Origin of the sequence: Microbacterium sp. (genome assembly GCF_049650565.1) — a bacterium.
GTDB lineage: Bacteria > Actinomycetota > Actinomycetes > Actinomycetales > Microbacteriaceae > Microbacterium.
In genome coordinates this window covers 1-23,631 of the sequence record NZ_JBASAK010000065.1, presented here as the reverse complement: position 1 = coordinate 23,631, position 23,631 = coordinate 1, and the positions used below count along the sequence as shown (strand labels likewise).

Genomic DNA, 23,631 nt, shown 5'->3' with positions numbered 1-23,631 from the left:
TGTGAGGCGCTGCACGCAGCGCCACTCAGAACAGCATCCCGTCGCTGTGCCTTCGGCGCGATCTCTCGACGTGCCGGCGCCTCCCCCATAGGCTGTGGACGGGGGAAGTCTGAACCGGGGAGGGCGCAGCATGAGGAATCGACGTACTGGGGGAGCGGCTGTCGTGCTCGTGGCATTCGCGCTCAGCGGGTGTGCTCAGGGCGGAGCGGGCGATTCGACGGCGCCGGGCGGCGCCATCGAGGTGGCCGTGACGCAGACATGCGCAGCCGGCTCTTCGCCGGATTGCGCAGAGATCAACGGCGAGCACGTTCTCGTGACCGACGGCGACTTCGAGAAGGTCGACCTGAAGTCCGTCTCGGCGGCCGGCGACCAGGCGGGAAACGCCGTCGAGCTTGAGCTGACACCGAACGGCGCTGCGGTGCTCGCGGCGTCGTCGACCGCAGCGAGCAAGGCCGGCGACGAGGCGCGCCTGGCGATCAGGGTCGGCGACAAGCTGATGTCCGCCGTGAAGGTGATGGAGCCGGTGACCGACGATCATGTGACGATCGCGCTCCCGAGTGACGTCACCGCGCGGGAGTTCGCCGAGAGCACTCGGCGGTCCTGACCTCGTCGCGACCGGGTCGACGGCGGAACCGGTTCGCTCAGAACAGCATCCCGTCGCCGCGGTCGTCCGGGCGGGGCTCGGCGCGCAGGCGCTCGTCGAGGGATGCCGCTTCGAGCAGTGCCTCGTCGACGAGCTCGCGCGACGGCCTTGCGCTCAGCCACTCCTGCGCGAAGGCGGTGGGAATGAGCACCGGTACGCGATCGTGCAGGGCAGCCAGGTGCGCGGGTGCGGGTCGCATGACGATCGAGTAGCACGTGGTCCACTCGCCGTCGGGCGTCTGACCGCGCTGCGTGACGGCGGCCATTCCGAAGGCCACCCCGGCCCCGAGTCCGAACTCGTGCCAGATGCGGTCGGGCTTCTGCAGCTCGTACCAGCCGGTGGTGGGCACGATCGCCCGCGACCGCAGCCCGCCCGGCCGGTCCTGCAGGCGCTCGGAGCGCGTGTTGATCGACGGGAACCGCGCCGGGGCGCCGTCGACCAGATAGCCCCACCAGGCGCTCTCCAGCGCGGGGGAATCCTCGTCATGGACGATCACCGGATTCAGGTTGCGCAGGTTCCGCCCGGTCGGGCGCAGTGTCTCGCCCGCGTTCTTCTCCGCCCAGGAGCGCAGGCCGTCCAGCACGGCCTCATCGGCCTCTGCCAGCAGTTCGGCATCCGTGAAGCGGGGGTCGAGTCCGTAGCTCGCGCACATGATTGCAGGCTAGCCGTGACCACCGACATCCGTCAGCCCCGACGCATCCGTCAGTCCTGGACCCCAGCCCCCGGCATCCGACTCAGCACGGCATCGGCATCCACGGTCTTCCGCCGCCCCGGATCGCGGCCCTCCGGCTTGCCGCCGACGTACAGCCAGCCCAGCAGCCGCTCGTCCTCGCCGAGCCCGTGAACGCGCGCGACGGGTTCGCTTCGCGTGTATCCTCCGGTGCGCCACATGACGCCCCAGCCCGCCTCGTCCAGCAGCAGGCTCAGCATGTGCGCCACGCCGGCGGCCGACGCCTCCTGCTCCCAGCGCGGCACCTTCTCGCTGGCCCGATACGAGACCACCACGGCGATCAGCAGTTCAGCACGCAACGGTTTCGGCGATGGCTCGGAGTCGCCGCCTGCCTCGGCGATGGCCGCGCCCAGGGCGAGTCTGTCCTCGCCGCGCAGCTCGATCAGCCGCCAGGGCCGCAGCGAGGAGTGGTCGGCGACGCGCCCGGCCGCCTCGATGAGCGGCAGGAGCTGTTCGCGTGTCGGGGCGTCCTTGGTGACCTTCGACCAGGAGGTGCGCCGCAGGATCGCCTCGAGTGCGCTCACGACTCGTCGGGAGTGAAGGTCAGTGCCAGTGAGTTCATGCAGTAGCGGTCGCCGGTGGGGGTGCCGAAGCCGTCGGGGAAGACATGGCCCAGGTGCGAGCCGCATGCGGCGCACCTGACCTCCGTGCGCTCCATGCCGAGGGTGTGGTCCTCGATGAGCTTCACGGCCTCGGGGCGCACCGACTCGTAGAAGCTCGGCCAGCCGCAGCCGGATTCGAACTTCGTGCCGCTGCGGAACAGCTCCGCGCCGCACCCGCCGCAATGGTAGAACCCGTCACGCTTCTCGTCGAGCAGCTCGCCGGTCCAGGGGCGCTCGGTCGCCGCCGTGCGCAGCACGGCGTACTGGTCGTCGCCGAGCTGTTCGCGCCACTCGGCCTCGGTCTTGTTCACGCTGTAAGCCATGCATCCATTCTCCCCTGTTCAGATGTGTCCGGGGTCGGTGAGAATAGAGGCATGACGGATGCCGTGTGTGAGCGCTTCGCGCGGTTCGCGCGGCACGAGGCCCCGGGTCGCAGCGACGTGTACGCCCGGTGGGCTGCGGGAGTCGCCGCGGATGCCGGGATGCAGGCGCTGCTGGCCCGCATCCCGCTGCAGCACCGGCAGCCGCCGCTGGTCTTCGCCGTGACCCGGCTGCTGGGCGCCGAGGTCGGCGACTACGAGCAGTGGCGGGCATTCGTGATGGCGCTCGCCGACGAGGTCGTGGCGGAGTGCTCCCGGCGCACGGTGCAGGCCAACGAGCCGTTGCGCATGGCGGCGCTGCTGCCCGTGCTGAGCCTGATCGACGGGCCCATCGCGCTGCTGGAGCTGGGCGCCGCTGCAGGACTGTGCCTGTATCCGGATCGGTTCTCGTACCGCTTCACGGATGCCTCTGGCACGGAGCGCACCCGCCTGGATCCGGCATCCGGCGCTTCCGGAGTCGTGCTCGCCAGCGTCGTGCGCGGGTCGCTGCCGACGGTTCGGATGCCCGAGATCGTCTGGCGTGCGGGCATCGACCTCGCGCCTGTCGACGTGCGCTGTGCCGCGGATCGGGCATGGATCCGGGCGCAGATCTGGCCGGGGGAGACCGAGCGCGCCACGCGCATCGCCGCCGCCGTCGACATCGCCCGAGCCGACCCGCCGCTGCTCCTGACCGGCGACGCGAGGGCGCGTCTGGCAGAGCTCGCGGCATCCGCACCCCGCGACGCGACGCTCGTCATCACCACGCCGGGGATGCTGGTCTACCTGCCGCGCGCGGCACGCGAGGAGCTCATCGCCGGCATTCGCGCTGAGGATGGCGCGCGGTGGGCGACCATCGACCCCGTCCGTCTGCACGAGGGATGGTCGGCGGCGGACGCTGACGGCTTCGGGGTGGGTCTGGACGGCATGCAGCTGGCCGAGGCCGATCCGCTGGGGCGCTGGTGGGAGTGGCATGCGGGCGACGGCTGGGATGCCGCGTAGCCTGATCCCATGCTGGGTGAGCTCTCCGATCGCGACCGCGCGATCCTGACGCTGGAGGCGGCGTGGCCGCGGCACAGCGGAATGAAGGAGGAGACCATCCGCGCCCAGCTGGGCATGAGCCCCGCGCGGTACTACCAGCTGCTGGCCCGTCTGATCGAGACGGAGGAGGCGCTGGCGTTCGACCCGCTCCTCGTGCGCAGGCTTCGCCGGCTGCGCGACGCCAGGGGTCGCCAGCGCTCCGCGCGGCTGCGGGGATTCGTCGGCTGAGCGCGTCGGCCCAGCGCATTCCCCGGATCGGGCCGCTAGCATCGAGGGGTGCCACACCCCCCACGCGACCGATTCGACGAGATTCCGCGCACCACCGGACGTGTAGGAGCGCACCGCGCCGAGCAGCCGGGCATCAACGGACTCGTCGCGCTGCTGTGGTCCGCGGCGGCCGCGCTGGTGCTCATCGCCGTCGGCATCTTCATCTCGCTGGTGCTGATGGGGCGCATCGATCTGGGCGGCGGCGCGAGCGAACCGGTCGCGACGCAGACGCCCGGCGTCCTTGCGAAGATCGACACCTCGTACCAGGTGCTCATCCTGAACGCCACGCCGCAGACCGGCGTCGTCGAACAGGTGCGCCAGAAGCTCATCGACCAGGGCTGGGCCGGCACCGACGTGTTCGGCAGTGACACCTCCACCGGGTCGTTCGATCGGACCACGGTCTTCTACGTGAAGAAGGAGGACGAGGCCGCCGCCCTGGGCGTGGCCGAGGTCCTCGGCAGTGCGGAGATCGAGCAGAGCGACCACTACGCCTCCTCCAACAGCAATGACAGGCCGCAGCTGACGGTGGTCGTGGGCAAGAACCTCGTGGGCACGAGCAGTCCCGCGCCGAGCGCCGGCGAGAAGACGCCGGCGGGCTGATCCGCGCTGGGCGAACGCCCCTCCCGCACGGCTTGCACTCTCATGGGTCGAGTGCCAGACTGAGTGTTAGCACTCGAACACTCTGAGTGCTAACCACATCGCATACGTCCGGGAGGGACGAAAGACTCATGGCAAAGATCATCGCTTTCGATGAGGAGGCCCGTCGCGGCCTCGAGCGCGGCCTGAACATCCTGGCCGACGCGGTCAAGGTGACCCTCGGCCCGCGCGGTCGCAACGTCGTGCTGGAGAAGAAGTGGGGCGCGCCCACGATCACCAACGACGGCGTCTCCATCGCCAAGGAGATCGAGCTCGACGACCCGTACGAGAAGATCGGTGCGGAGCTCGTCAAGGAGGTCGCCAAGAAGACCGATGACGTCGCCGGTGACGGAACCACCACCGCGACCGTCCTGGCCCAGGCACTGGTCCGCGAGGGCCTGCGCAACGTCGCAGCCGGCGCCGACCCCATCAGCCTGAAGAAGGGCATCGAGAAGGCCGTCGCGGCCATCACCGCCGACCTGCTCGCCAGCGCCAAGGAGATCGAGTCCAAGGAGGAGATCGCGGCCACGGCTTCCATCTCCGCCGCTGACCCGGCCATCGGCGAGCTCATCGCCGAGGCCATCGACAAGGTCGGCAAGGAGGGTGTCGTCACCGTCGAGGAGTCGCAGACCTTCGGCACCGAGCTCGAGCTCACCGAGGGCATGCGCTTCGACAAGGGCTACCTGAACCCGTACTTCGTCACGGACCCGGAGCGCCAGGAGGCCGTCTTCGAGGACCCGTACATCCTCATCGCCAACCAGAAGATCGGCAACATCAAGGACCTGCTGCCGGTCGTCGACAAGGTGATCCAGGACGGCAAGGAGCTCGTCATCATCGCCGAGGACGTCGAGGGCGAGGCTCTCGCGACGCTCGTGCTGAACAAGATCCGCGGCATCTTCAAGTCCGTCGCCGTGAAGGCTCCGGGCTTCGGCGACCGTCGCAAGGCCCAGCTGCAGGACATCGCGATCCTGACCGGCGGCCAGGTCATCACCGAGGAGGTCGGACTCAAGCTCGAGAACACCACCCTCGACCTGCTCGGCCGTGCACGCAAGGTCATCGTCACCAAGGACGAGACCACCATCGTCGAGGGCGCCGGTGAGGCTGCCACGATCGAGGGTCGCGTCACCCAGATTCGTCGCGAGATCGAGAAGACCGACAGCGACTACGACCGCGAGAAGCTGCAGGAGCGTCTCGCCAAGCTGGCCGGCGGCGTGGCCGTCATCAAGGCGGGTGCTGCCACCGAGGTCGAGCTCAAGGAGCGCAAGCACCGCATCGAGGACGCCGTCCGCAACGCGAAGGCGGCCGTCGAGGAGGGCATCGTCCCCGGTGGTGGCGTCGCCCTCATCCAGTCGGCGAAGGTACTGGACTCCCTCGACGTGGACGGCGACGAGGCGACTGGCGTCTCCATCGTCAAGGTGGCCATCGAGGCTCCGCTGAAGCAGATCGCCCTCAACGCCGGCCTCGAGCCGGGCGTGGTCGCGCACAAGGTCTCCGAGCTCCCCTCGGGCCAGGGCCTGAACGCCGCCACCGGTGAGTACGGTGACATGTTCGCGCAGGGAATCATCGACCCGGCCAAGGTCACCCGCTCGGCGCTGCAGAACGCTGCGTCGATCGCCGGCCTGTTCCTGACTACGGAGGCCGTCGTGGCCGACAAGCCGGAGAAGGCCTCCGCCGCTCCCGCCGACCCGACCGGTGGCATGGACTTCTGATCTGACGGATCCGGAGTCTGAGCGCATTCAGACGGAACGCCCCTTGCTTCGGCAAGGGGCGTTCCGCGTATCCGGTCAGTGGAACAGACTCGCGGAGTACTGATCCGCATCCGCGTACTGGCTGGCGGCGGAGCCGAGCGCCGTGCTGATGGATGCCAGCACCTGCTCGACGTGCAGCTGGGCGCCGCGCCACTGCTCGCTGCACTGCTGGAACGCCAGCGATGCGGAACCGGTCCACGACGACTGCAGCTGCGTCAGCTGCGCCATCAGCGCACTGGACTCGCTCTGCAGACGCTCCATGGTGGCGCGGGCCGCGCCGTTCGCGGACTGGACGGCATCGGTGTCAACGGTGAAGACGGACATGGGATATCTCCTCTCGACGGGCTTTCGACTCTAGGAGCGCACGCCAGCGCCGTGAGGCGGGAAACCCGGCGTCTGTGCACAAGTTCCCGGCGTTTCCGGAATGTGCACACGAGTGTGCTCAGAGCTCCAGACGGTCCAGCGGCTGGGTCTCCTCCAGCAGATGCGCAGGTGTCGCCTGGGCGGGTGCCAGCGGGAGCGAGACGATGAACGTCGCGCCGCCGCCCGGGGTCTCCTCGACGCGCACCGAGCCGTGCAGCGACTCGAGGATGGAGGCGACGATGGCCAGGCCCAGGCCCGCCCCGCCGGTCTCACGCGCACGGGAGGTGTCGGCGCGCCAGAAGCGCTCGAAGATGTGCTCTCGGATCTGCGGCGGGATGCCCTCGCCGTGGTCGACGATGGCGATGGTGCCCACGCCGAGGCGCCGGTCGGCGCCGACGACGAGCTCGATGGGCCCGTCGTCGGGGGAGTAGCGGCGGGCGTTGCCCAGCAGGTTCGTCACCACCTGACGCACCTTGTTCTCCTCACCCAGCACGATCGGGGGCGTGCGCACCGGGGCATCCGTCGCCTCGCTGAAGTCGATGGACGGCACGGCGGGCGCGGTCTTCCCCCGGCGTCGCAGACGCCCCAGCGCTGCCGCCGTGCGGCGCGGGGTGGGGGTGGATGCCGTGGGCGGGGCCGGCGCGGGCGCCGGCGGCGCCGCAGGACGGGGACGCGGGGGCTCTGCATCCTCGGCGGTGGTGTCGATCACCGTGATCGTGCGGCCGGCGGATGTGACCCGCAGGTCCAGCGCCGCGTCGCGAGCGACCGGGCGCAGGTCGATCGGGATGATCTCGAGCTGCTTCTCGCGATCCTCGTCCAGGCGGGCCAGAGCCAGGAGATCCTCGACCAGCACCCCCATCCGGATGGCTTCCTTCTCGATGCGCTCCATGGCCCTGGCGGTGTCCTCGTCGCCGCTGATGGCGCCCATCCGGTACAGCTCGGCATAGCCGCGCACGCTCACCAACGGGGTGCGCAGCTCGTGGCTGGCGTCGCCGATGAAGCGGCGCATGTTCTGCACAGTGCGGTCGCGCTGCGCGAGCGAGCGGTCCACCCGTTCGAGCATGGTGTTGATGGCGGCGTTGAGCCGTCCGACCTCGGTGGTGGGCTCCAGATCGGTCAGTCGCTGGCTGAAATCTCCGGCCGCGATGGCCATGGCCGTGGACTCCACGTGTCCCAGCCTGCGGAACGTCAGGGTCACCAGGCCGCGGATCAGCAGCGCCGCCAGCAGGATCGTCACCAGCGCCACCGCCGTGTAGACCGCGAAGTACGTGCCGACGATGTTGTCGGCCTCCTCCAGAGGCAGGGCCACCATCTGCACGTACGTCACACCGGGGATGGTCTCCAGCGGGCGGGGTGAGACGGCCGCGTGATACGTCTCGCCATCGGATGTCTGCAGCGGAATCGTCTGGTCGGCCTTCGCCAGCGCGGTTTGCAGGTCGATCTTCGCGGGGAAGGTCGGGCGGCGATCATCGCCGTGACCTCCGGCCTGCTCGATGGGATCGCCGGTGGTCGTGTAGAAGGCCACCACGAAGTCCGTCGCGCGCGGAGCATCCGCCTTCGGCTGGAAGACCAGCTTTCCACCCTCGACGGTGATGTCGAAGAACCGCTCCGCCTGTCCTGTCGTGGCCAGCGACGGCAACTGCGAGTCGATGTTGTTGATCATCGCGTTGCGCAGGATCGGGACGGTTCCGATCCCCGCCACCACCAGGCCCAGCGCGAGCACCGCGACCGTGACACCCGTGACCTTGGCGCGCAGGCTTATCCGCCGCCACCACGTGGTGACGGCGTCTGAGCCGCGTGCCATGCCCGTCCCCGCGCTCAGGCGGACTTGCCGACCTTGAGCATGTAGCCGAAGCCGCGCTTGGTCTGGATGAGCGACTCCTCGGTGTGCGGGTCGATCTTGCGGCGCAGGTACGAGATGTAGCTCTCCACGATGCCCGCGTCGCCGTTGAAGTCGTACTCCCAGACATGGTCCAGGATCTGCGCCTTGGACAGCACGCGATTGGGGTTGAGCATGAGGTACTTCAGGAGCTTGAACTCCGTCGGGCTGAGCTCGATCGGCACCTTGCCGACGAACACGTCGTGAGTGTCCTGATCCATGGACAGCTCGCCGGCGCGGATCAGCGCCTCCTCGTCGTCGTTCTGCATGGTGCGGCGCAGGATCGCCTGTGAGCGCGCCACGATCTCGTCGAGCGCGAACGGCTTGGTGACGTAGTCGTCGCCGCCGGCGTTCAGACCCTCGATCTTGTCCTGCGTGTCGTCCTTGGCGGTGAGGAACAGGATCGGGGCGGTGAACCCCGCCCCTCGCAGTCGCTTGGTCACGCTGAAGCCGTTCATGTCGGGCAGCATGACGTCGAGGATGATCAGGTCCGGCTCCTCCTCGAGGACGGCCGAGATGGTCGCCGCGCCATTGGCGACGGTCTTCACCTTGAACCCGGCGAAGCTGAGACCCCGGGAGAGCAGGTCGCGGATGTTCGGTTCGTCGTCGACGACCAGGATGCGCGCATCAGTCATGCCCCCATTATGGTGACTTCGTCCTTGTACGCGCTGATTGGGTGCGGTTCCGCGCCCGATGCCCCAGCTCTGCGGAGGCGCGCGGTCGGAGTCAGTGCCGGGCCAGGGATGCTCTCACGACGAGTTCGACGGCGGGCCGGATCGGCGCACCGGGCGAGACGGTGAGCCGGTTCACGATGATGCCCGCGCTCGTGGCCAGCAGCGTGCGGGATGCAGTATCGGGGTCGGGGGAGCCGAGCAGCGCGAGTCGTTCGCGGATCCACGTCTCGAACATCGAGCGCTGGGAGCGCATCGAGCTCCCGGCGCCCGGGGCGTTCGCGGTCTCGAGGAACAGGGCGTACCGGGCCCGCGTCCGAGCGGCCTGCCGCCCGGTGACCTCCTCGATGATGCCGGTCATCACATCGATGAGCTCGTCCCCTGTCCGTACGGGCTCCATCGCGGCGATGAGGCCGGCGCGCTCCTGCTCCGCGATCCACACGAGGACGCCGGCGATGAGCGCGTCGCGGGTGCGGAACCAGTTCGAGGTGGAGCCCTTCGGCAGCGCTGCTGCGGCGTCGACGCGGCCGTGCGTGAGAGCGCGCACCCCCTGCTCTCCGACCAGTCGCACGGCTGCCTCGAGCGCGCGTTCGCGAGTCGTGGCCATGCTCCGAAGATATCACTACGTTCATAGTGACACGTGACTATGAACGTAGTAGTCTCCGCGTATGGGATACATCGTGCTGGCGGCCTGGGTCGTCCAGGCCTGCGTCGGGCTGTCGCTGCTCGTCTCCTGGGCGCGTCACGCGCGCGGTCGAGATGCGGGCCTCGTGCTCACGCACGTGACGGCGATGATCGCGTTCGCCGTGCCGTGGACGGCGTTCATCGTCACCGGGACGACGATATGGGCGTGGACCGGATTCGCAGTGCTCCTGCTGTTCATCGGGTTCGGCGATGCGGCGATGGTGCGCAGGGCCCGGGCCGTCATCGGCGAGTCCCGGCGAGGGCTGGGAGACTACGGTCCCGCGATCGGGGTGGCGCTCTCCGGCCGTCTCGGCAGGCGCACGACCTTCCACATGCTGTTCTCGGCACTCGTCTTCTTCCCGTGCCTCGTCGTGTGCATCATCGCGACGACGACGGGCGCGTAGCAAGACAGGCCGCGGGACCGGAGCCTGTGCGGGAGGGCCGGAGGATGCGCCGATGGCGCGGATCGGGGAGGATCGGAGGGTGTCCACAGGCTTCCTCCCCGCCGCGTACCCGCCGCCGGCCCCGCCCGCACCCCCAGGGCCGGTGCCCGCGCCCCGTCTGACGCTGCTGGTCCCTGCCCCGGTGGAGCTGGAGTTCCACCGGCTCGATCGCGCGCGCTCCCGCCCGCAGCGCTGGTGGCGGCCGCTGCTGGTGGCTCTGGTCGCCGCGACGCTGTACGTGGCCATGATCGTGGTCATCGGGGTGCCGCTGGTCATCATCGCCCTCAGCATCCCGGAGTTCGGCGCGACCTTCGACGCGCTCGCGCAGGGCGACGTCCCGTCGTTCGAGGTGGCGGACCCCACCGGGTTCCTGCTGCTGATCGTGCCGCTGATCGTGATGATCCCGGCACTGCTGGCGGCGTCCAGGATGCTGGGCGGCCGGGGCGTCGGCCTGCTGCTCTCAGTGGCAGGACGGATCCGCTGGGCGTGGCTCGGACGCAGTCTGCTGGCGGCGCTTGCCGTCTACGCCGTGCAGACCGCCATCTCGTTGGCGCTCGCCGCGGCCACCGGTGAGAGCGTCGAGGCCGATGTCACCCAGCCCGGGCTGGGACTGATGGTGCTGCTGATCGTGCTGCTGGTGCCGCTGCAGTCGGCTGCGGAGGAGTACGTCTTCCGCGGATTCCTCATGCAGGCCATCGGCACCTGGCTGAAGCATCCGCTGTTCCCGATCCTGCTGCCGATCCCGCTGTTCGTGTTCGGGCACCTGTACGACGTGTGGGGGCTGCTGAGCGTCGCGGTGTTCGCCGTGGCCGCGGCGTGGCTGGTGTGGCGCACCGGCGGGCTGGAGTCCGCCATCGCGCTGCACGCGGTGAACAACGTCTCCGCCTTCCTGCTGGGGGCCTTCGGACTGGCTGATGCGAACGCCACGACGGGCCTGCCCATCGATGTGGTCACGACGGCGATCACCATGGTCGTGTACGCCGGGATCATCGAGTGGATGCAGCGGCGCACCGGCCTGGTGCGCACTCGCACCGTGCTGCGGCCGACCCCCGTGCCGTTGCCGCAGGGGTAGCATCCGGAGCATGGACGAGTACGAGGGCGGCGACAGCGCGTGCTGGCTGTCACAGGTGTGCCCGGAGTGCGGCGCTCTGCTCGACGACCGCGCCGCGCCCTGCTGGCGGTGCGGGGTGAAGCCCGGCGACGACGCTTCGACGGGCTCAGGCGCCCGGTAGGGGTCAGGCGGCCAGATCCACGGCATCCATGATGGTGTAGCTGTACCCCTGCTCGGCGAGGAACCGCTGCCGATTCTGCGCGTAGTCCTGGTCGACCGTGTCACGGGCGATGAGCGTGTAGAAGCTGGCGGTGTGGCCGGACTGCTTGGGCCGCAGCAGGCGCCCCAGCCGCTGCGCCTCCTCCTGCCGGGAACCGAAGGATCCCGACACCTGGATGGCGACGGATGCCTCCGGCAGATCCACCGAGAAGTTCGCGACCTTCGAGACCACCAGCAGCGAGATCACGCCGTCGCGGAACTGCTGGTACAGCAGCTCGCGCTCGTCCACGGGCGTCGCCCCGGTGATCTGCGGAGCGTTCAGCGCCTCCGACAGCTCGTCGAGCTGATCCAGGTACTGACCGATCACGAGGATCCGTTCGTCGGGATGCATCGCGATCAGCTCCCGCACCGCGGTGATCTTGGCCGGAGCGGATGCCGCCAGCCGGTATCGCTCGTCGTCGGTGGCTGCGGCGTACTCGAGACGTGTGCTCGGCGGCAGATCCACGCGCACCTCGTAGCAGGCGGCCGGGGAGATGAAGCCCTGGGCCTCGATCTGCTTCCAGGGCGCGTCGAACCGCTTGGGCCCGATCAGGCTGAACACGTCGCCCTCGCGGCCGTCCTCGCGCACGAGCGTGGCGGTCAGGCCGATCCTGCGGCGGGCCTGCAGATCGGCGGTGAGCTTGAACACGGGTGCCGGCAGCAGGTGCACCTCGTCGTAGACGATCAGGCCCCAGTCCAGGGCGTCCAGCAGCGCCAGGTGCGCGTACTGGCCCGACCTCTTGGCGGTGAGGATCTGGTAGGTGGCGATGGTGACCGGCTTGATCTCCTTGGCCTGGCCGGAGTACTCGCCGATCTCCTCGGGGGTCAGCGAGGTGCGCTTGAGCAGCTCATCGCGCCACTGCCGGGCAGAGACCGTGTTGGTCACGAGGATCAGCGTGGTGGTCCCGTTCGCTGCCATCGCACCCGCGCCGACGATCGTCTTCCCGGCACCGCACGGCAGCACCACCACGCCGGAGCCCTCCTTCGCGAAGGCGTCCACGGCCTCGTGCTGGTACGGCCGCATCTCCCAGCCGTCCTCGTCCAGCTCGATCTCGTGCGGCGTGCCCGGCGTGTAGCCGGCGAGGTCCTCGGCCGGCCAGCCGATCTTCAGCAGCTCCTGCTTGATCTGGCCGCGCGCCCACGCGTCCACGACGTATGTCTCGGGAGCGGGATGGTCGATCAGCAGCGGCTGGATGCGCTTGTTCGCGGCGACCTGGGTGAGCACGGCGAGGTCCGTTGCGTGCAGGATCAGCGCGCCCTCGTCATCGCGCTCGATGATCAGACGACCGTAGCGATCCACGGTCTCGCGCAGGTCCAGCGCCACGGACGGCGGCACGGGGAAGCGCGACCACCGGTCGAGCGTCGCCAGCATCTCGTCGGCCGTGTGGCCGGCTGCGCGGGCGTTCCACAGACCCAGCCGCGTGATGCGGTAGGTGTGCATGTGCTCAGGGGCGCGCTCCAGCTCGGCGAAGATCGCCAGTTCATGGCGGGCGGCATCCGCATCGGCATGCGCGACCTCCAGCAGCACGGTGCGGTCGCTCTGGACGATCAGTGGGCCATCAGACATAGCAGACCAGTCTACCGAGGCCGCAGCGCTCAGGCCTCCAGCACCTGCACGGAGCGGATGCTGCGCACCGGCAGCGTGCGCTCCACATCGGCCGCACGATCCCGGCCGCGGAGCCGGCCGCCGCCGATGCCCGACGCTTCCAGTGTCAGCTCGCGGCTGGTGCCGTCGGGCATGGCGACCTGCACCTGCACGAGCGCGCGGGCCCGGACGGCGGCCTCCAGCTCGCGGCCCAGCCAAGCGGCATCCGCGTCCGGTCCGCGGTGCGAGCGCAGCCGCGCGATCAGGCTCGCGTACTCGACTCCGGGAGCAGCCGCGGGCGGTGCGAGGCGGCGCCGCTGCACGGCGATGGCCACGTCGTCTCGGTCGACGAGAGTCGCCGGGTAGCGGGCATCCGACAGCGCCCAGGCGACGGTCTCCGCGCTCACGCGGGAGTGCAGCCGGTCGCCTTCGGACACCAGCCCCAGCGGACGCAGGTTGCGGTCGACGGCGATGGCCTCCAGCAGGTGCTCGTCGGCGCTGCGCACCTGCGTGCCGCCGGTCGAATCCGGACCCACCCGCACGAGGCCGTGGCGGGCGGCCGTCTGTGCGATGAGGTACTCCAGCGGCTGCGGCACTCCGGACAGCGAGATCTCGCGCAGAAAGGTCATCATGCTCTGCTCGGTCTCGCCGTCCACAAGGGCGCCGGCGACGGAATCCGCGGTGAAGCGGTAGGACGACACCTGCGCGGCGGAGGAATGCTCGGTCATGCCGCGCAGGCGATTGTCCAGCGCGGGGCGCAGCGGACCCGGGGCGATCGCGGAGAGGTCGTTCTGCAGGAACAGCCGATCCACCTCGGTCGGCAGCAGCGCCTGCAGGGTGGAGGCGTCGGCCTCGCCTCCGGTGCGCAGCGCCTGCGCCCAGGCGGGCTCGGTGCGGTCCTTCGTGCGCACTCCCAGCAGCACGGCGAGCTGCGTCAGGCGGTCCGCGTGCGCGGGCCAGGCGGGATCCCACGGATGCGCATCGGGCCAGCTCTCGATCGGCTCCCAGCCGGCGCCGGACCGGATGCCTGCCGGCAGAGCTTCTCGGAAGGCCGTAGCCAGCCGCGCCCAGCGCTCGGCGAACGAAGCGGCCAGCCAGGTCTCCGCCGTGGGCGTCAGCCGCCACTCCCGATCGACAGGGCGGGCGAGACCGGACAGCTCCGCGATCTCGCGCAGGCGGTCGGCGTCGTCGTCGAGCATCAGCCTGCGCTTCTCGGTCACACTCAGCGCGCCGGTGGCGACCAGCGCCAGCGGCGCGGTCCGGGCGGCCAGCAGCAGATCGGCGAGGGCGCCGACCGTCGCCCAGGCGCGCTCGGCCGCGCCCGCCTCGGCGGAATCGGATGCCGGGGTCTCGGCTGCCTGCGCCGTGCCGGCGACAGGGGAGCGGGCGGCGACCGCGGTGATCACCGGTGCGGGCACGCGGCCCTGGGCGTCCAGGAATCCGAGGGAGGCGAGCACGTCGGCCGTGGCTGCGTCGATCCCGGCATCCGGTCGTACGGCGTCGGCCAACAGCCGCGCGTCGGCACGGGTGAGCGCAGCCAGACCGCGCTCGATGGAGGCCGGTTCCAGCAGCGCCTCGGCGGCGTCGAAGAAATCATCCCAGTCGACATCCGCGTGCACGTTGCGGATGCGCAGCAGTTCGCCGAACTGCTCATCGCTCGCTGCGGCCAGCCGATCGGCCAGCGGGCGTGCGTGGGTGCTCATGTTCAGGACCGCTCAGGATCGCTTGCTCGCGCGTCCCCTGCGGACGAAGGTGGTGATCAGCAGGGCGATGATCATCACGAAGGCGAGCGGAAGCCCGTACAGCGGCAGCGCCGCGACGAAAGGCCACACCCCGGTGCCGAACGAGGACTGCTTCATGCCCGTCGCGGTGCCGATGATGATGGCGAAGAAGCAGATGATCGACGCGGCCGCCAGCACGAGCGCCGTGTAGGCCAGGATGCGGTCGATCAGACTCGTGGGCGCCTCCGCGGCGTCGTCTTGCTTGCTCATCCCCCTCAGCGTATCTCCTGGGCGCGCACGGGGCATCGTCGGGTGCCCGGCGGGTAGGCTGGAGGAGTCGCGTCGCCGCGCGACGTTCCACCACACAGACTCAGCGAGGTTCTCCCATGCCCACCGGCAAGGTCAGGTTCTACGACGACGAGAAGGGGTTCGGCTTCATCGCATCCGATGACGGCCAGGATGTCTTCCTGCACGCCTCTGCCCTTCCCGCAGGTGTCTCCGTGAAGAAGAACACCCGCGTGGAGTTCGGCCTTGCCGACGGCCGCCGCGGCCCGCAGGCGCTCTCGGTGCGCGTGCTGGACGCGCCGCCGGCACGCGCCAAGGCGCCGCGCGCCAACGCGGACGAGATGGCCGTGATCATCGAGGACCTCATGAAGATGCTCGACGACGCCAGCTCCGCCCTGCGCAAGGGCCGCCCCACCAGCCGCACGCTTCCCGCGGTGCTGCGCAAGGTCGCTGATGACCTCGACGCCTGACGAGCTGGCCGCCGCCACGCGCGAGATCGCGCTGGCCGCCCTGCACGAGATCACCCCCGCCTCCACGGTCGGACCCGCCGCGGGCTACACGGTCGAGCCGTCCGGCGCGCTGTCGCTGCGGTTCGAGAACCGGCTCCCCGGGTACCCGGGCTGGTACTGGACGGTGTCGGTCGCACAGCTGGACGACGCCGAGCCGACAGTGCTCGAGACCGAGCTCATGCCCGGTGACAGCGCGCTGCTCGCACCCGACTGGGTGCCGTGGACCGAGCGTCTCGCCGAGTACCGCGCGCACCAGGCCGAGCTGGCCGCCGCGGCCGCAGCCGCGGGCGCGGAGCCGGACGATGCGGATGCGGATGCGGATGCCGAGTCCGACGACTCGGATGCCGATCTCGACGGCTCTGACGAGGATGACTCCGAGGACGACTACTCCGACGATGACGACGTCGACGAGCACGACGTGACCGCACGGCTGCACGCCGGTGACCTGGACGGCGTCGACATCGACGAGCTGGACGAGTCCGCCGCATCCGACGAAGAAGCAGACGGCGACGACGCTGACGGCGACGACGATGACGACGATGACGGCGACGACGATGACGACGCTGACGACGCTGACGACGCTGACGACGCTCCGGAGGACGCAGCCGAAGAGGAGTGATCTCTTTCGCCGGAACCCCTCCTGACTGCCGAAGCCCCTCCTGATCCACGTGGACCAGGAGGGGCTTCGACGCTGCTGAGAGGTCTCGAACTCCGCCGGGACCCGAGTCAGGCCAGGTGGCCCAGCACGTAGTCGATCGAGCGGATCAGCTGGCGCACGTCGTCGGGCTCGATGGAGACGAACGTCGCGATGCGCAGCTGGTTGCGGCCGAGCTTGCGGTACGGCTCGGTGTCGACGATGCCGTTGGCGCGCAGGGCCTTGGCGATCTCCGCGGCGTCCACGCCGTCGAAGTCGATGGTCGCGACCACGGGGGAGCGGTACGCGGCCTCGACGAACGGGGTGGTGACGGATGTGCTCTCCGCCCAGTCGTAGAGCAGGCCTGACGATTCGGCTGTGCGGGCGGCCGCCCACTTCAATCCGCCGTTCGCGAGGATCCAGTCCAGCTGGCTGTCCAGCAGATGCAGGGTGGTGAGCGCCGGGGTGTTCAGAGTCTGGCTCAGGCGCGAGTTGGTCAGGGCGTTGTGAAGGCTGAGGAACTCGGGGATGTACCGTCCGGACGCCGAGATGCGCTCGATGCGCTCGATGGCGGCGGGGGAGACCGCCGCGAGCCACAGGCCGCCGTCCGAGCCGAGGTTCTTCTGCGGGGCGAAGTAGTAGACATCCACCTGGCTGATGTCGACGTCTATGCCGCCGGCGGCGCTGGTCGCATCGACGACGGTCAACGCGCCATCGGCTGCGACGCGCCGGACGGGAGCCGCAGCGCCCGTGGAGGTCTCGTTGTGCGGCCAGGCGTACACGTCGACTCCCTCGACGACCTCGGCGAAGGCGACAGTGCCGGGCTCGGACGTGCGCACGTCGGGCGCCTCCAGCCACGGGGCTGCGGCTGCTTTGGCGAACTTGCCGCCGAACTCGCCGAAGACGAGGTTCTGCGCACGGTGCTCGATGAGGCCGAAGGCCGCGGCATCCCAGAACGCCGTCGAGCCGCCGTTGCCGAGGATGATCTCGTAGCCCTCGGGCAGGTCGAAGAGGGTGGAAAGGCGCTCGCGCACGCTGGCCACCAGGTTCTTCACCGGGGTCTTGCGGTGCGAGGTGCCGAGCAGACTCGCGCCGACCGCGGCCAGCGCCTCGATCTGCGCGGGGCGCACTCTGGACGGACCGCAGCCGAAGCGTCCGTCAACGGGTAGGAGTTCGCGGGGGATCTCGATCGCCATGGGTTGATTCTAGGTCGCCGCGAGCGGCGCTCCTGTCCGCGTGACGGGCGATGACCAGGCGGCGGAAAGGTAGGCTTGCCTAAGACCATTCGGAGGGCCCGCATGACCGACCTGATCGACACCACCGAGATGTACCTTCGCACCATCCTCGAGCTGGAGGAGGAGCACATCGTTCCGTTGCGCGCGCGGATCTCGGAGCGGCTCGGGCACTCCGGCCCGACCGTCTCGCAGACGGTCGGCCGCATGGAGCGCGACGGCCTGGTCGTCGTCTCCGAGGACCGTCGTCTGGAGCTGACGGATGCCGGGCGTCGCAAGGCCGTCGACGTGATGCGCAAGCACCGGCTGGCCGAGCGCCTGCTCTCCGACGTGATCGGGCTGGACTGGGCGTTCGTGCACGAGGAGGCCTGCCGCTGGGAGCACGTGATGAGCGAGCAGGTGGAGCGCCGCCTCGTCGAGCTGCTGGGCCACCCCACCGAGTCGCCCTACGGCAACCCGATCCCGGGTCTGGATCAGCTCGGCGACGTTCCCACCCGCTCCTTCGAGGAGGGCGTGATCGGCCTGGTCAAGCAGCTGGATGCCGCGGGCGGGCCCATCGAGGGCACTGTGCGCCGTCTCGCCGAGCCCGCGCAGGTGGATCCGGAGCTGCTCGAGCAGCTGCGCGATGCGGGCGTGGTCCCCGGCGCTCGCGGGGAGTACCGCTACAACGAGGGGTACGTCCTGATCAGCATGGAGGGGCGCGACGACGACCTCGAGCTGCCGGTGGAACTGGCATCCCACATCTTCCTCGTCCAAGACAATACCTGATCAGCATGCTTTTTCGGGTTGCCTTAGCGGATTGCCAGGTTCGGAGGGTGACAGAATCGTTATCTTCCGGTAACGTCGTTGGGGTCGCCGGCGAAGAAGCCCGCCGGTGATGATCGCGGGGATCGCCTCCTAGGCTCGTCCTCTCCGCGAGAAGTTCGCACAACGTGCCGTGTGACATACGTGCCCGAGAAACGACTATTGCCGACGAGCCTGCGCTTGCCCGAACTGAGCGCGGAGGCGCAGGAGGATTCCCTTTTGGCCGCAGACATCACCCCGATCGACAACGCTGAAGACCCGAAGAAGCCGGCGCGAGGACGCGCCCCCCGCAACAGCCGCACGAGCGTGAAGCCCATGCGCACGATCGCGATCTTCGCAGCAGTCGGCGCACTCGTCGCCGCCGTCGCCCTTCCGGCCTACGCTGCGACGAACGGCACCCACAAGACCGAGGCCACGACCCTGCAGCAGATGGCCGCCAATGATGCGCAGTCGCTGGTCGTGGCTTCCGAGGCCACCGCCGCACCGCTGGAGCGCGGCACATACTCCGCCACCACGCCCGACGAGATCGCGACGAAGAAGGCCGAGGAGGCCGCCAAGGCGCGCGCCGCAGCGGCCGCGAAGCTCGCCTCGGCGAAGCCCGTGTCGCGGCTCAGCGCGGCCGACCTGCAGCTCACTTCCCCGGGATCGGGCGAGGTCCGCTATCCGCTGCCGCAGGGCTCCTACTACGTGAGCCGCACCGTGGGCAGCGGGCACGACGGCGCAGACATGGTCGCACCCTCCGGAACTCCGATCTTCGCCGCGGCAGGCGGCGTCGTGCGCACCTCCGCGGACAGCGTGGGCGGCTACGGCGTCTGCATCATCATCGACTCGGTCATCGGCGGCCAGCGGGTCTCCACGAAGTACGGCCACATGACGCTCGGCACCCGCGCCGTCAGCGTCGGCCAGACGGTGCAGCCCGGCCAGTTCATCGGCAAGGTCGGCAACACCGGACACTCGTTCGGCTCCCACCTGCACTTCGAGGTGCACATCAACGGCGCGCTCATCGAGCCGATCTCCTGGCTGAAGGTCAACGCGGGCTGATCGGCCGACACGTTCCCCGTTCGACGGGCGGTGCTCCCGCGTCGTCCAGACGGATGGGCTAGCCTGTACCCGTCGTCGTACGGGCGGGAGAAGCTGATGGGACAGATACCGGGCATCCGAACCATGGATGCGCTCGGCCGTCTCGTCCTTCAGCATCGTCCGCAGGGACTGCTCGGCCTCGCCGAGCACGCAAGGCGCTGTCGTTAGACGGCGCCTTTTGTCATCCCTGCGATCGCTGCTGTCCGCACGGCGTCGTGTGAGTCGAGAGAGCCGGGAAGCCATCCCGGCCGAATCGAGAGGATGCCGACGATGCGCACACTGGTGCTGAACGCAGGATACGAACCCATCACGGTGGTGTCGTTCAAGAGAGCCATGGTTCTCGTGATGAACGACAAGGCCAGCGTGATCGAGCACGTGGAGGGAGACCCGGTCTGGTCGGGTCGCAATGCCTATGAGCGCCCGGTCGTGATCCTCCTCACCAGGTACGTGCGTCTGCCGGCGTCCCGTCGCGTGCCGGTCACCCGTCGTGGAGTGCTGCGCCGCGACGACCATCGCTGCGGCTACTGCGGCCGCAGTGCGTCGACCATCGACCACGTTCTGCCCCGCTCGCGCGGGGGAGCGGACAGCTGGGAGAACCTGGTCGCGTGCTGCCTGAAGTGCAACAACGTCAAGAGCGACCGCACGCCGCAGGAGATGGGCTGGGAGCTGCGGATGACACCCCGTCCGCCGCACGGCACAGCCTGGACCGTCCGCGGCGCCGAGCGCGGCGACCCGCGCTGGGAGCCGTACCTCGCGCTGGCGGCGTAGCGGTGATCCGGCTCCGTTAGACTTGAGGAGCGCCTTCGTAGCTCAGTCGGATAGAGCGGCCCTCTCCTAAAGGGCAGGTCGCAGGTTCGAATCCTGTCGAGGGCACGACGACGAAGGACGCCGCCCGGAGGGCGGCGTCCTTCGTCGTCTCACACCCTCGACAGAGGGGCCCGGCCGGCGGGGAAGCGAGGGCACACAGAGCGGCCGGCCTCCCGAAGGACACCGGCCGCAGAGGGAAGCGGATATCAGTGCGCCGCGCGATATGCCTCCATGACATCTGCCGCGATGCGTCCGCGCTCGGATACCTTCAGCCCCTGGGACTTGGCCCATTCGCGAATCTCTCCGACCTCGGAATTGCGGGCCGCCCGACGCCGCGGAGCGGCGGCGGAACGAGAACTGCCCGCAGATGCGCGGCGACCGGCATTTATGTACGGCGCCAGGGCCGCACGAAGTTCGTCTGCGTGGGAATTCGTGAGATCGATCTCGTATGCGGCGCCATTGAGGGAGAAATGAACCGTCTCGCCCTCGCCGACCTCCAGCAGTGCGCCATCGATATCGTCAACAAGTTGATGCACAATTCGTCGGGCCATGCCGATAACAGTAAATGCAATATTCCAGAAATGCAAGAAAGCGCGCGCGACCGTGTGAAATGAATCTGTTTCGCTCTGGGCTGCGCCTCAGGGGAGAAGGCCCGCCCGACGCGCGCGTGCCACTGCGGCATGCCGTGTGGAGGCATCCAGCTTCGACATCGCCGCCCCCAGATATGCCTTCACCGTGCCCTCGCGCAGGCCCAGCTGGGAGGCGATCTCGCCGTTCGTGGAGCCCACGGCCGCGCAGGCCAGCACATCGAGCTCGCGGGGGGACAGGTGCACGGCGGGAATCGAGCTGGTGGTCACCGGAACCGGCTCCACGAACCCCAGGAGACGCTTCTCGACGGCCATGATCCGTGCGCGCAGGGCATCGTCGTCGAGACCGGCGGCGATGGAGCGCAGTTCGGCGAAGCTCTCGCGCAGATCCTCGCGCTGCGGGGTGGCCAGCGCCGGCGCGGGTGAGGCCTCGCGCAGCCGCCGTTCGACCTCGTCGCGGATGTGCAGCTCGGTCGCCATGCGCTGCGCGACGCTCATGGCCGGGGCCGTGGTCACGCCTCCGACCTGGGATTCCTCCCAGGCTCCGGCGTACAGCACGCCTCTCGGACGCCCCGCCACGATGATGGGCAGCGCCAGCAGCGTCCGCAGTCCCTCGCCCAGCACGAACAGGTCGTAGTCGTGCGTGATCTGCTGCGAGTTGCGGTAGTTGTTGGTCATGCGCGGGCGCAGCTCGATCATCGCCCGCCCTCCCAGGCCCCGCTCCGGGCGCACCTGCAGGCCGTCCAGATGATGGGTGCGATTGCCGACGATGGTGGTCACCGCCACCTCGCCGTCCTCGATGAGGCCGCCGAACGCCACCGGGAATCGCGTGCGCCTGGCGAGCTCGCGCACGCCGTCGGCGACGAGTTCCTCTGCGGTTCCGGCCTGGACGCTCATTCTCAGCAGATACCAACTTTCGGGGGTGACGGCGCTGCCCGCCCGTTTCGTAGCGTCGAGGATACCACCCGCGTGACGCCGTCACGCGGCTTCCTACATGCGGCAAGGAGGCCTCATGACAGAACGGATCGATGAAGAATCCGGCGGAGGAATCGACTACATCGAAGTCGAGGAATCGGAGAGATTCCAGGGACTAAAGCGCATGCAGCGCTCGTTCGTCTTCCCGCTGGCGATCTTCTTCCTGCTCTGGTACTTCGCATATGTGCTGCTCGCAGCATTCGCAACGGATTTCATGAGCCAGAGGGTGTGGGGCGACATCACGGTCGGCCTGCTCTTCGGACTCGGGCAGTTCGTCACCACATTCGCCATCACCATGGCATACGTCTCATTCGCCAACCGAAAGCTCGACCCGGTGGCCGCCGAGATCCGTGAAGACCTCGAGAAGGCGGAGGTGCGTGCATGAATGCGACGCATATGGCGGCGGTGGCCGTCAAGAACGACCCCGTCCTGAACATCGCCATCTTCGCAGCCTTCGTCGCCGTGACGCTGTTCATCGTCATCCGCGCCAGCCGCAACAACAAGACGGCCGCCGACTACTACGCCGCCGGCCGCTCGTTCAGCGGTACGCAGAACGGTTTCGCCATCTCGGGCGACTACCTCTCCGCGGCATCGTTCCTCGGCATCTGCGGCGCCATCGCCGTGAACGGCTACGACGGATTCCTCTACTCCATCGGATTCCTGGTGGCCTGGCTGGTGGCGCTGCTGCTGGTGGCCGAGCTGATGCGCAACACCGGCAAGTTCACGATGGCCGACGTTCTGGCGTTCCGCCTCAAGCAGCGCCCCGTGCGCATGGCCGCCGCCATCTCCACCCTCGCAGTGTGCTTCTTCTACCTGCTGGCGCAGATGTCCGGCGCCGGCGCGCTGGTCTCGCTGCTCCTGGGCATCGACAGCAAGGTCGGGCAGTCGCTGGTCATCGCGATCGTCGGCGTGCTGATGATCATCTACGTGCTCATCGGCGGCATGAAGGGCACCACCTGGGTGCAGATCGTCAAGGCCGTGCTGCTGATCCTCGGAGCGATCGCCATGACCGTGTGGGTGCTGGCGCTGCACGGCTTCAGCTTCAACGGCCTGCTCGAGGATGCCGTGGCCAACGCGCCCGAGGGCGCGAAGATCCTCGGCCCCGGGCTGAAGTACGGCGCCAACCCGCTGGACTTCCTGTCGCTGGGCATGGCCCTCGTCCTGGGCACCGCGGGTCTGCCGCACGTGCTGATGCGCTTCTACACGGTCCCGACCGCCAAGGAGGCCCGCAAGTCCGTCGTCTGGGCCATCTGGCTGATCGGCCTGTTCTACCTTCTGACCCTGGTGCTGGGCTACGGCGCCAGCGCGCTCGTCGGCGCCGAGGTCATCAAGGCCGCGCCGGGAGGCGTCAACTCCGCTGCTCCGCTGCTGGCACAGGCACTCGGCGGTCCGCTGCTGATGGGCTTCATCTCGGCCGTCGCGTTCGCCACGATCCTCGCGGTGGTCGCAGGCCTGACCATCACCGCAGCCGCCTCGTTCGCGCATGACATCTACTCCAACGTCATCAAGCGCGGCAAGGACGGCACCGGCACCTCCGACGCCGCGGGCGAGGTCAAGGTCGCCCGTCGCACCGTCATCGTGATCGGCATCCTGGCGATCATCGGAGGCATCGGCGCGCAGGGGCAGAACATCGCGTTCCTCGTGGCGCTGGCGTTCGCCATCGCGGCATCCGCGAACCTGCCCACGATCCTGTACTCGCTGTTCTGGAAGAAGTTCAACACCCGCGGCGCGGTGTGGAGCATGTACGGCGGTCTGATCGCGGCCGTGGGCCTCATCGTCATCTCGCCGGTCTTCTCCGGCAGCGAGACCTCGATGATCCCGGGGATCGACATCGCGATCTTCCCGTTGAGCAACCCGGGCATCATCTCGATCCCGGTGGGCTTCATCCTCGGATGGCTCGGCACCGTCACCGCGAAGACCGCGGAGTCGCGTGCCCTGGCCGCCGAGATGGAGGTGCGCTCGCTGACCGGGTTCGGCGCCGAGAAGGCCGTCGAGCACTGATCCCCGTCCGGCCGCTCGGGCTCGTGCACAGCACGGCCC

The 23,631-nt window shown here is 69.1% G+C and carries 28 protein-coding genes and 1 tRNA gene; 16 read left to right on the top strand and 13 right to left on the bottom strand.

Features of this window, described 5'->3' with window-relative positions; genetic code table 11:
* Nucleotides 1-130 precede the first annotated feature (130 nt).
* Nucleotides 131-604 carry a hypothetical protein gene (locus tag WA967_RS11380; protein WP_424422543.1) on the top strand — a complete coding sequence of 158 codons (474 nt, stop codon included), beginning with the start codon at nt 131-133 and terminating at the stop codon, nt 602-604.
* A gap of 37 nt (nt 605-641) precedes the next feature.
* Here the strand turns inward: WA967_RS11380 and WA967_RS11375 are convergent, their stop codons facing one another.
* From WA967_RS11375 to msrB, 3 genes are read right to left on the bottom strand one after another with little or no spacing between them, the layout of a single operon-like run.
* Nucleotides 642-1,295 (bottom strand): SOS response-associated peptidase family protein, encoded by a 654-nt coding sequence (locus WA967_RS11375; RefSeq protein WP_424422540.1) that lies wholly within the window; start codon nt 1,293-1,295, stop codon nt 642-644.
* A 50-nt stretch (nt 1,296-1,345) separates the two neighbouring features.
* Nucleotides 1,346-1,897: a nitroreductase family protein gene (locus WA967_RS11370; RefSeq protein WP_424422537.1), complete on the bottom strand. Its 552-nt coding sequence runs from the start codon at nt 1,895-1,897 to the stop codon at nt 1,346-1,348.
* A complete protein-coding gene (gene msrB / locus WA967_RS11365; protein WP_417555567.1) occupies nt 1,894-2,298 on the bottom strand; it encodes a peptide-methionine (R)-S-oxide reductase MsrB in 405 nt (134 codons plus the stop codon). The genes WA967_RS11370 and msrB overlap by 4 nt, the downstream gene beginning before the upstream one ends.
* A gap of 51 nt (nt 2,299-2,349) precedes the next feature.
* On the opposite strand from msrB, the gene WA967_RS11360 reads away from it, so the two are divergent.
* The 4 genes from WA967_RS11360 to groL all read left to right on the top strand — a co-directional run bounded on the left by WA967_RS11360 (nt 2,350) and on the right by groL (nt 5,984).
* Nucleotides 2,350-3,333, top strand: coding sequence for a DUF2332 family protein (locus WA967_RS11360; RefSeq protein WP_424422535.1), 984 nt, complete (start codon nt 2,350-2,352; stop codon nt 3,331-3,333).
* Nucleotides 3,334-3,342: 9 nt separating this feature from the next.
* A complete protein-coding gene (locus tag WA967_RS11355; RefSeq protein WP_424422532.1) occupies nt 3,343-3,600 on the top strand; it encodes a DUF3263 domain-containing protein in 258 nt (85 codons plus the stop codon).
* A 48-nt stretch (nt 3,601-3,648) separates the two neighbouring features.
* The gene (locus WA967_RS11350; protein ID WP_424422529.1) at nt 3,649-4,239 is read left to right on the top strand and encodes a LytR C-terminal domain-containing protein; all 591 of its coding nucleotides are present in this window, start codon (nt 3,649-3,651) and stop codon (nt 4,237-4,239) included.
* 128 nt (nt 4,240-4,367) lie between these two features.
* A complete protein-coding gene (gene groL / locus WA967_RS11345) occupies nt 4,368-5,984 on the top strand; it encodes a chaperonin GroEL (protein WP_424422526.1) in 1,617 nt (538 codons plus the stop codon).
* 75 nt (nt 5,985-6,059) lie between these two features.
* Here groL and WA967_RS11340 read toward each other — a convergent pair whose 3' ends face one another.
* The 4 genes from WA967_RS11340 to WA967_RS11325 form a co-directional block, all read right to left on the bottom strand.
* Nucleotides 6,060-6,347, bottom strand: coding sequence for a WXG100 family type VII secretion target (locus tag WA967_RS11340; protein ID WP_298865552.1), 288 nt, complete (start codon nt 6,345-6,347; stop codon nt 6,060-6,062).
* A gap of 118 nt (nt 6,348-6,465) precedes the next feature.
* Complete coding sequence (locus tag WA967_RS11335; RefSeq protein WP_424422523.1) at nt 6,466-8,190, bottom strand: sensor histidine kinase; 1,725 nt, start codon at nt 8,188-8,190, stop codon at nt 6,466-6,468.
* 14 nt (nt 8,191-8,204) lie between these two features.
* Nucleotides 8,205-8,900 (bottom strand): response regulator transcription factor, encoded by a 696-nt coding sequence (locus WA967_RS11330; protein WP_424422520.1) that lies wholly within the window; start codon nt 8,898-8,900, stop codon nt 8,205-8,207.
* Nucleotides 8,901-8,991: 91 nt separating this feature from the next.
* Nucleotides 8,992-9,543, bottom strand: coding sequence for a TetR/AcrR family transcriptional regulator (locus WA967_RS11325; RefSeq protein ID WP_424422517.1), 552 nt, complete (start codon nt 9,541-9,543; stop codon nt 8,992-8,994).
* Between the two features lie 61 nt (nt 9,544-9,604).
* Between WA967_RS11325 and WA967_RS11320 the strand changes: the two genes are divergently transcribed.
* The 3 genes from WA967_RS11320 (at nt 9,605) to WA967_RS11310 (ending at nt 11,295) form a co-directional block, all read left to right on the top strand.
* A complete protein-coding gene (locus WA967_RS11320; protein WP_424422515.1) occupies nt 9,605-10,024 on the top strand; it encodes a hypothetical protein in 420 nt (139 codons plus the stop codon).
* A gap of 79 nt (nt 10,025-10,103) precedes the next feature.
* Nucleotides 10,104-11,135 carry a lysostaphin resistance A-like protein gene (locus WA967_RS11315; protein WP_424422513.1) on the top strand — a complete coding sequence of 344 codons (1,032 nt, stop codon included), beginning with the start codon at nt 10,104-10,106 and terminating at the stop codon, nt 11,133-11,135.
* 10 nt (nt 11,136-11,145) lie between these two features.
* Nucleotides 11,146-11,295: a hypothetical protein gene (locus WA967_RS11310; RefSeq protein WP_424422511.1), complete on the top strand. Its 150-nt coding sequence runs from the start codon at nt 11,146-11,148 to the stop codon at nt 11,293-11,295.
* A 3-nt stretch (nt 11,296-11,298) separates the two neighbouring features.
* On the opposite strand, the gene WA967_RS11305 is transcribed toward WA967_RS11310, so the two are convergent.
* Genes WA967_RS11305 through WA967_RS11295 form a run of 3 tightly spaced genes read right to left on the bottom strand, consistent with a single transcriptional unit; the run spans nt 11,299 to nt 14,948 of the window.
* Nucleotides 11,299-12,939: a DNA repair helicase XPB gene (locus tag WA967_RS11305; protein WP_424422508.1), complete on the bottom strand. Its 1,641-nt coding sequence runs from the start codon at nt 12,937-12,939 to the stop codon at nt 11,299-11,301.
* 29 nt (nt 12,940-12,968) lie between these two features.
* The gene (locus tag WA967_RS11300; RefSeq protein ID WP_424422505.1) at nt 12,969-14,660 is read right to left on the bottom strand and encodes a helicase-associated domain-containing protein; all 1,692 of its coding nucleotides are present in this window, start codon (nt 14,658-14,660) and stop codon (nt 12,969-12,971) included.
* A gap of 12 nt (nt 14,661-14,672) precedes the next feature.
* Complete coding sequence (locus tag WA967_RS11295; RefSeq protein WP_424422502.1) at nt 14,673-14,948, bottom strand: multidrug ABC transporter ATPase; 276 nt, start codon at nt 14,946-14,948, stop codon at nt 14,673-14,675.
* 116 nt (nt 14,949-15,064) lie between these two features.
* Here WA967_RS11295 and WA967_RS11290 point away from each other — a divergent pair, with 116 nt between their 5' ends.
* Nucleotides 15,065-15,433, top strand: coding sequence for a cold-shock protein (locus WA967_RS11290; RefSeq protein WP_417555558.1), 369 nt, complete (start codon nt 15,065-15,067; stop codon nt 15,431-15,433).
* The gene (locus tag WA967_RS11285; protein ID WP_424422500.1) at nt 15,417-16,091 is read left to right on the top strand and encodes a DUF3027 domain-containing protein; all 675 of its coding nucleotides are present in this window, start codon (nt 15,417-15,419) and stop codon (nt 16,089-16,091) included. Before WA967_RS11290 ends, WA967_RS11285 begins: the two co-directional genes overlap by 17 nt.
* A 107-nt stretch (nt 16,092-16,198) precedes the next feature.
* On the opposite strand, the gene serC is transcribed toward WA967_RS11285, so the two are convergent.
* Nucleotides 16,199-17,302: a phosphoserine transaminase gene (gene serC / locus WA967_RS11280; protein ID WP_424422498.1), complete on the bottom strand. Its 1,104-nt coding sequence runs from the start codon at nt 17,300-17,302 to the stop codon at nt 16,199-16,201.
* Between the two features lie 102 nt (nt 17,303-17,404).
* On the opposite strand from serC, the gene WA967_RS11275 reads away from it, so the two are divergent.
* The 4 genes from WA967_RS11275 (at nt 17,405) to WA967_RS11260 (ending at nt 20,095) form a co-directional block, all read left to right on the top strand.
* Nucleotides 17,405-18,106, top strand: a complete 702-nt coding sequence (locus WA967_RS11275) for a metal-dependent transcriptional regulator (RefSeq protein WP_424422495.1) — start codon at nt 17,405-17,407, stop codon at nt 18,104-18,106.
* 255 nt (nt 18,107-18,361) lie between these two features.
* Complete coding sequence (locus tag WA967_RS11270) at nt 18,362-19,183, top strand: M23 family metallopeptidase (protein WP_424422493.1); 822 nt, start codon at nt 18,362-18,364, stop codon at nt 19,181-19,183.
* Between the two features lie 309 nt (nt 19,184-19,492).
* Nucleotides 19,493-19,990 carry an HNH endonuclease gene (locus WA967_RS11265; RefSeq protein ID WP_424422490.1) on the top strand — a complete coding sequence of 166 codons (498 nt, stop codon included), beginning with the start codon at nt 19,493-19,495 and terminating at the stop codon, nt 19,988-19,990.
* 31 nt (nt 19,991-20,021) lie between these two features.
* A tRNA-Arg gene (locus WA967_RS11260) sits at nt 20,022-20,095 on the top strand.
* A 140-nt stretch (nt 20,096-20,235) separates the two neighbouring features.
* On the opposite strand, the gene WA967_RS11255 is transcribed toward WA967_RS11260, so the two are convergent.
* Both WA967_RS11255 and WA967_RS11250 read right to left on the bottom strand, forming a co-directional pair.
* Nucleotides 20,236-20,580, bottom strand: coding sequence for a histone-like nucleoid-structuring protein Lsr2 (locus WA967_RS11255; protein WP_424422488.1), 345 nt, complete (start codon nt 20,578-20,580; stop codon nt 20,236-20,238).
* A gap of 87 nt (nt 20,581-20,667) precedes the next feature.
* Nucleotides 20,668-21,513, bottom strand: coding sequence for a LuxR C-terminal-related transcriptional regulator (locus tag WA967_RS11250; protein WP_424422486.1), 846 nt, complete (start codon nt 21,511-21,513; stop codon nt 20,668-20,670).
* A 115-nt stretch (nt 21,514-21,628) separates the two neighbouring features.
* Between WA967_RS11250 and WA967_RS11245 the strand changes: the two genes are divergently transcribed.
* Together WA967_RS11245 and WA967_RS11240 are read left to right on the top strand one after the other, a co-directional pair.
* Nucleotides 21,629-21,976, top strand: coding sequence for a DUF485 domain-containing protein (locus WA967_RS11245; protein ID WP_424422484.1), 348 nt, complete (start codon nt 21,629-21,631; stop codon nt 21,974-21,976).
* The gene (locus tag WA967_RS11240) at nt 21,973-23,592 is read left to right on the top strand and encodes a solute symporter family protein (RefSeq protein ID WP_424422482.1); all 1,620 of its coding nucleotides are present in this window, start codon (nt 21,973-21,975) and stop codon (nt 23,590-23,592) included. The genes WA967_RS11245 and WA967_RS11240 overlap by 4 nt, the downstream gene beginning before the upstream one ends.
* Nucleotides 23,593-23,631: the final 39 nt, after the last annotated feature.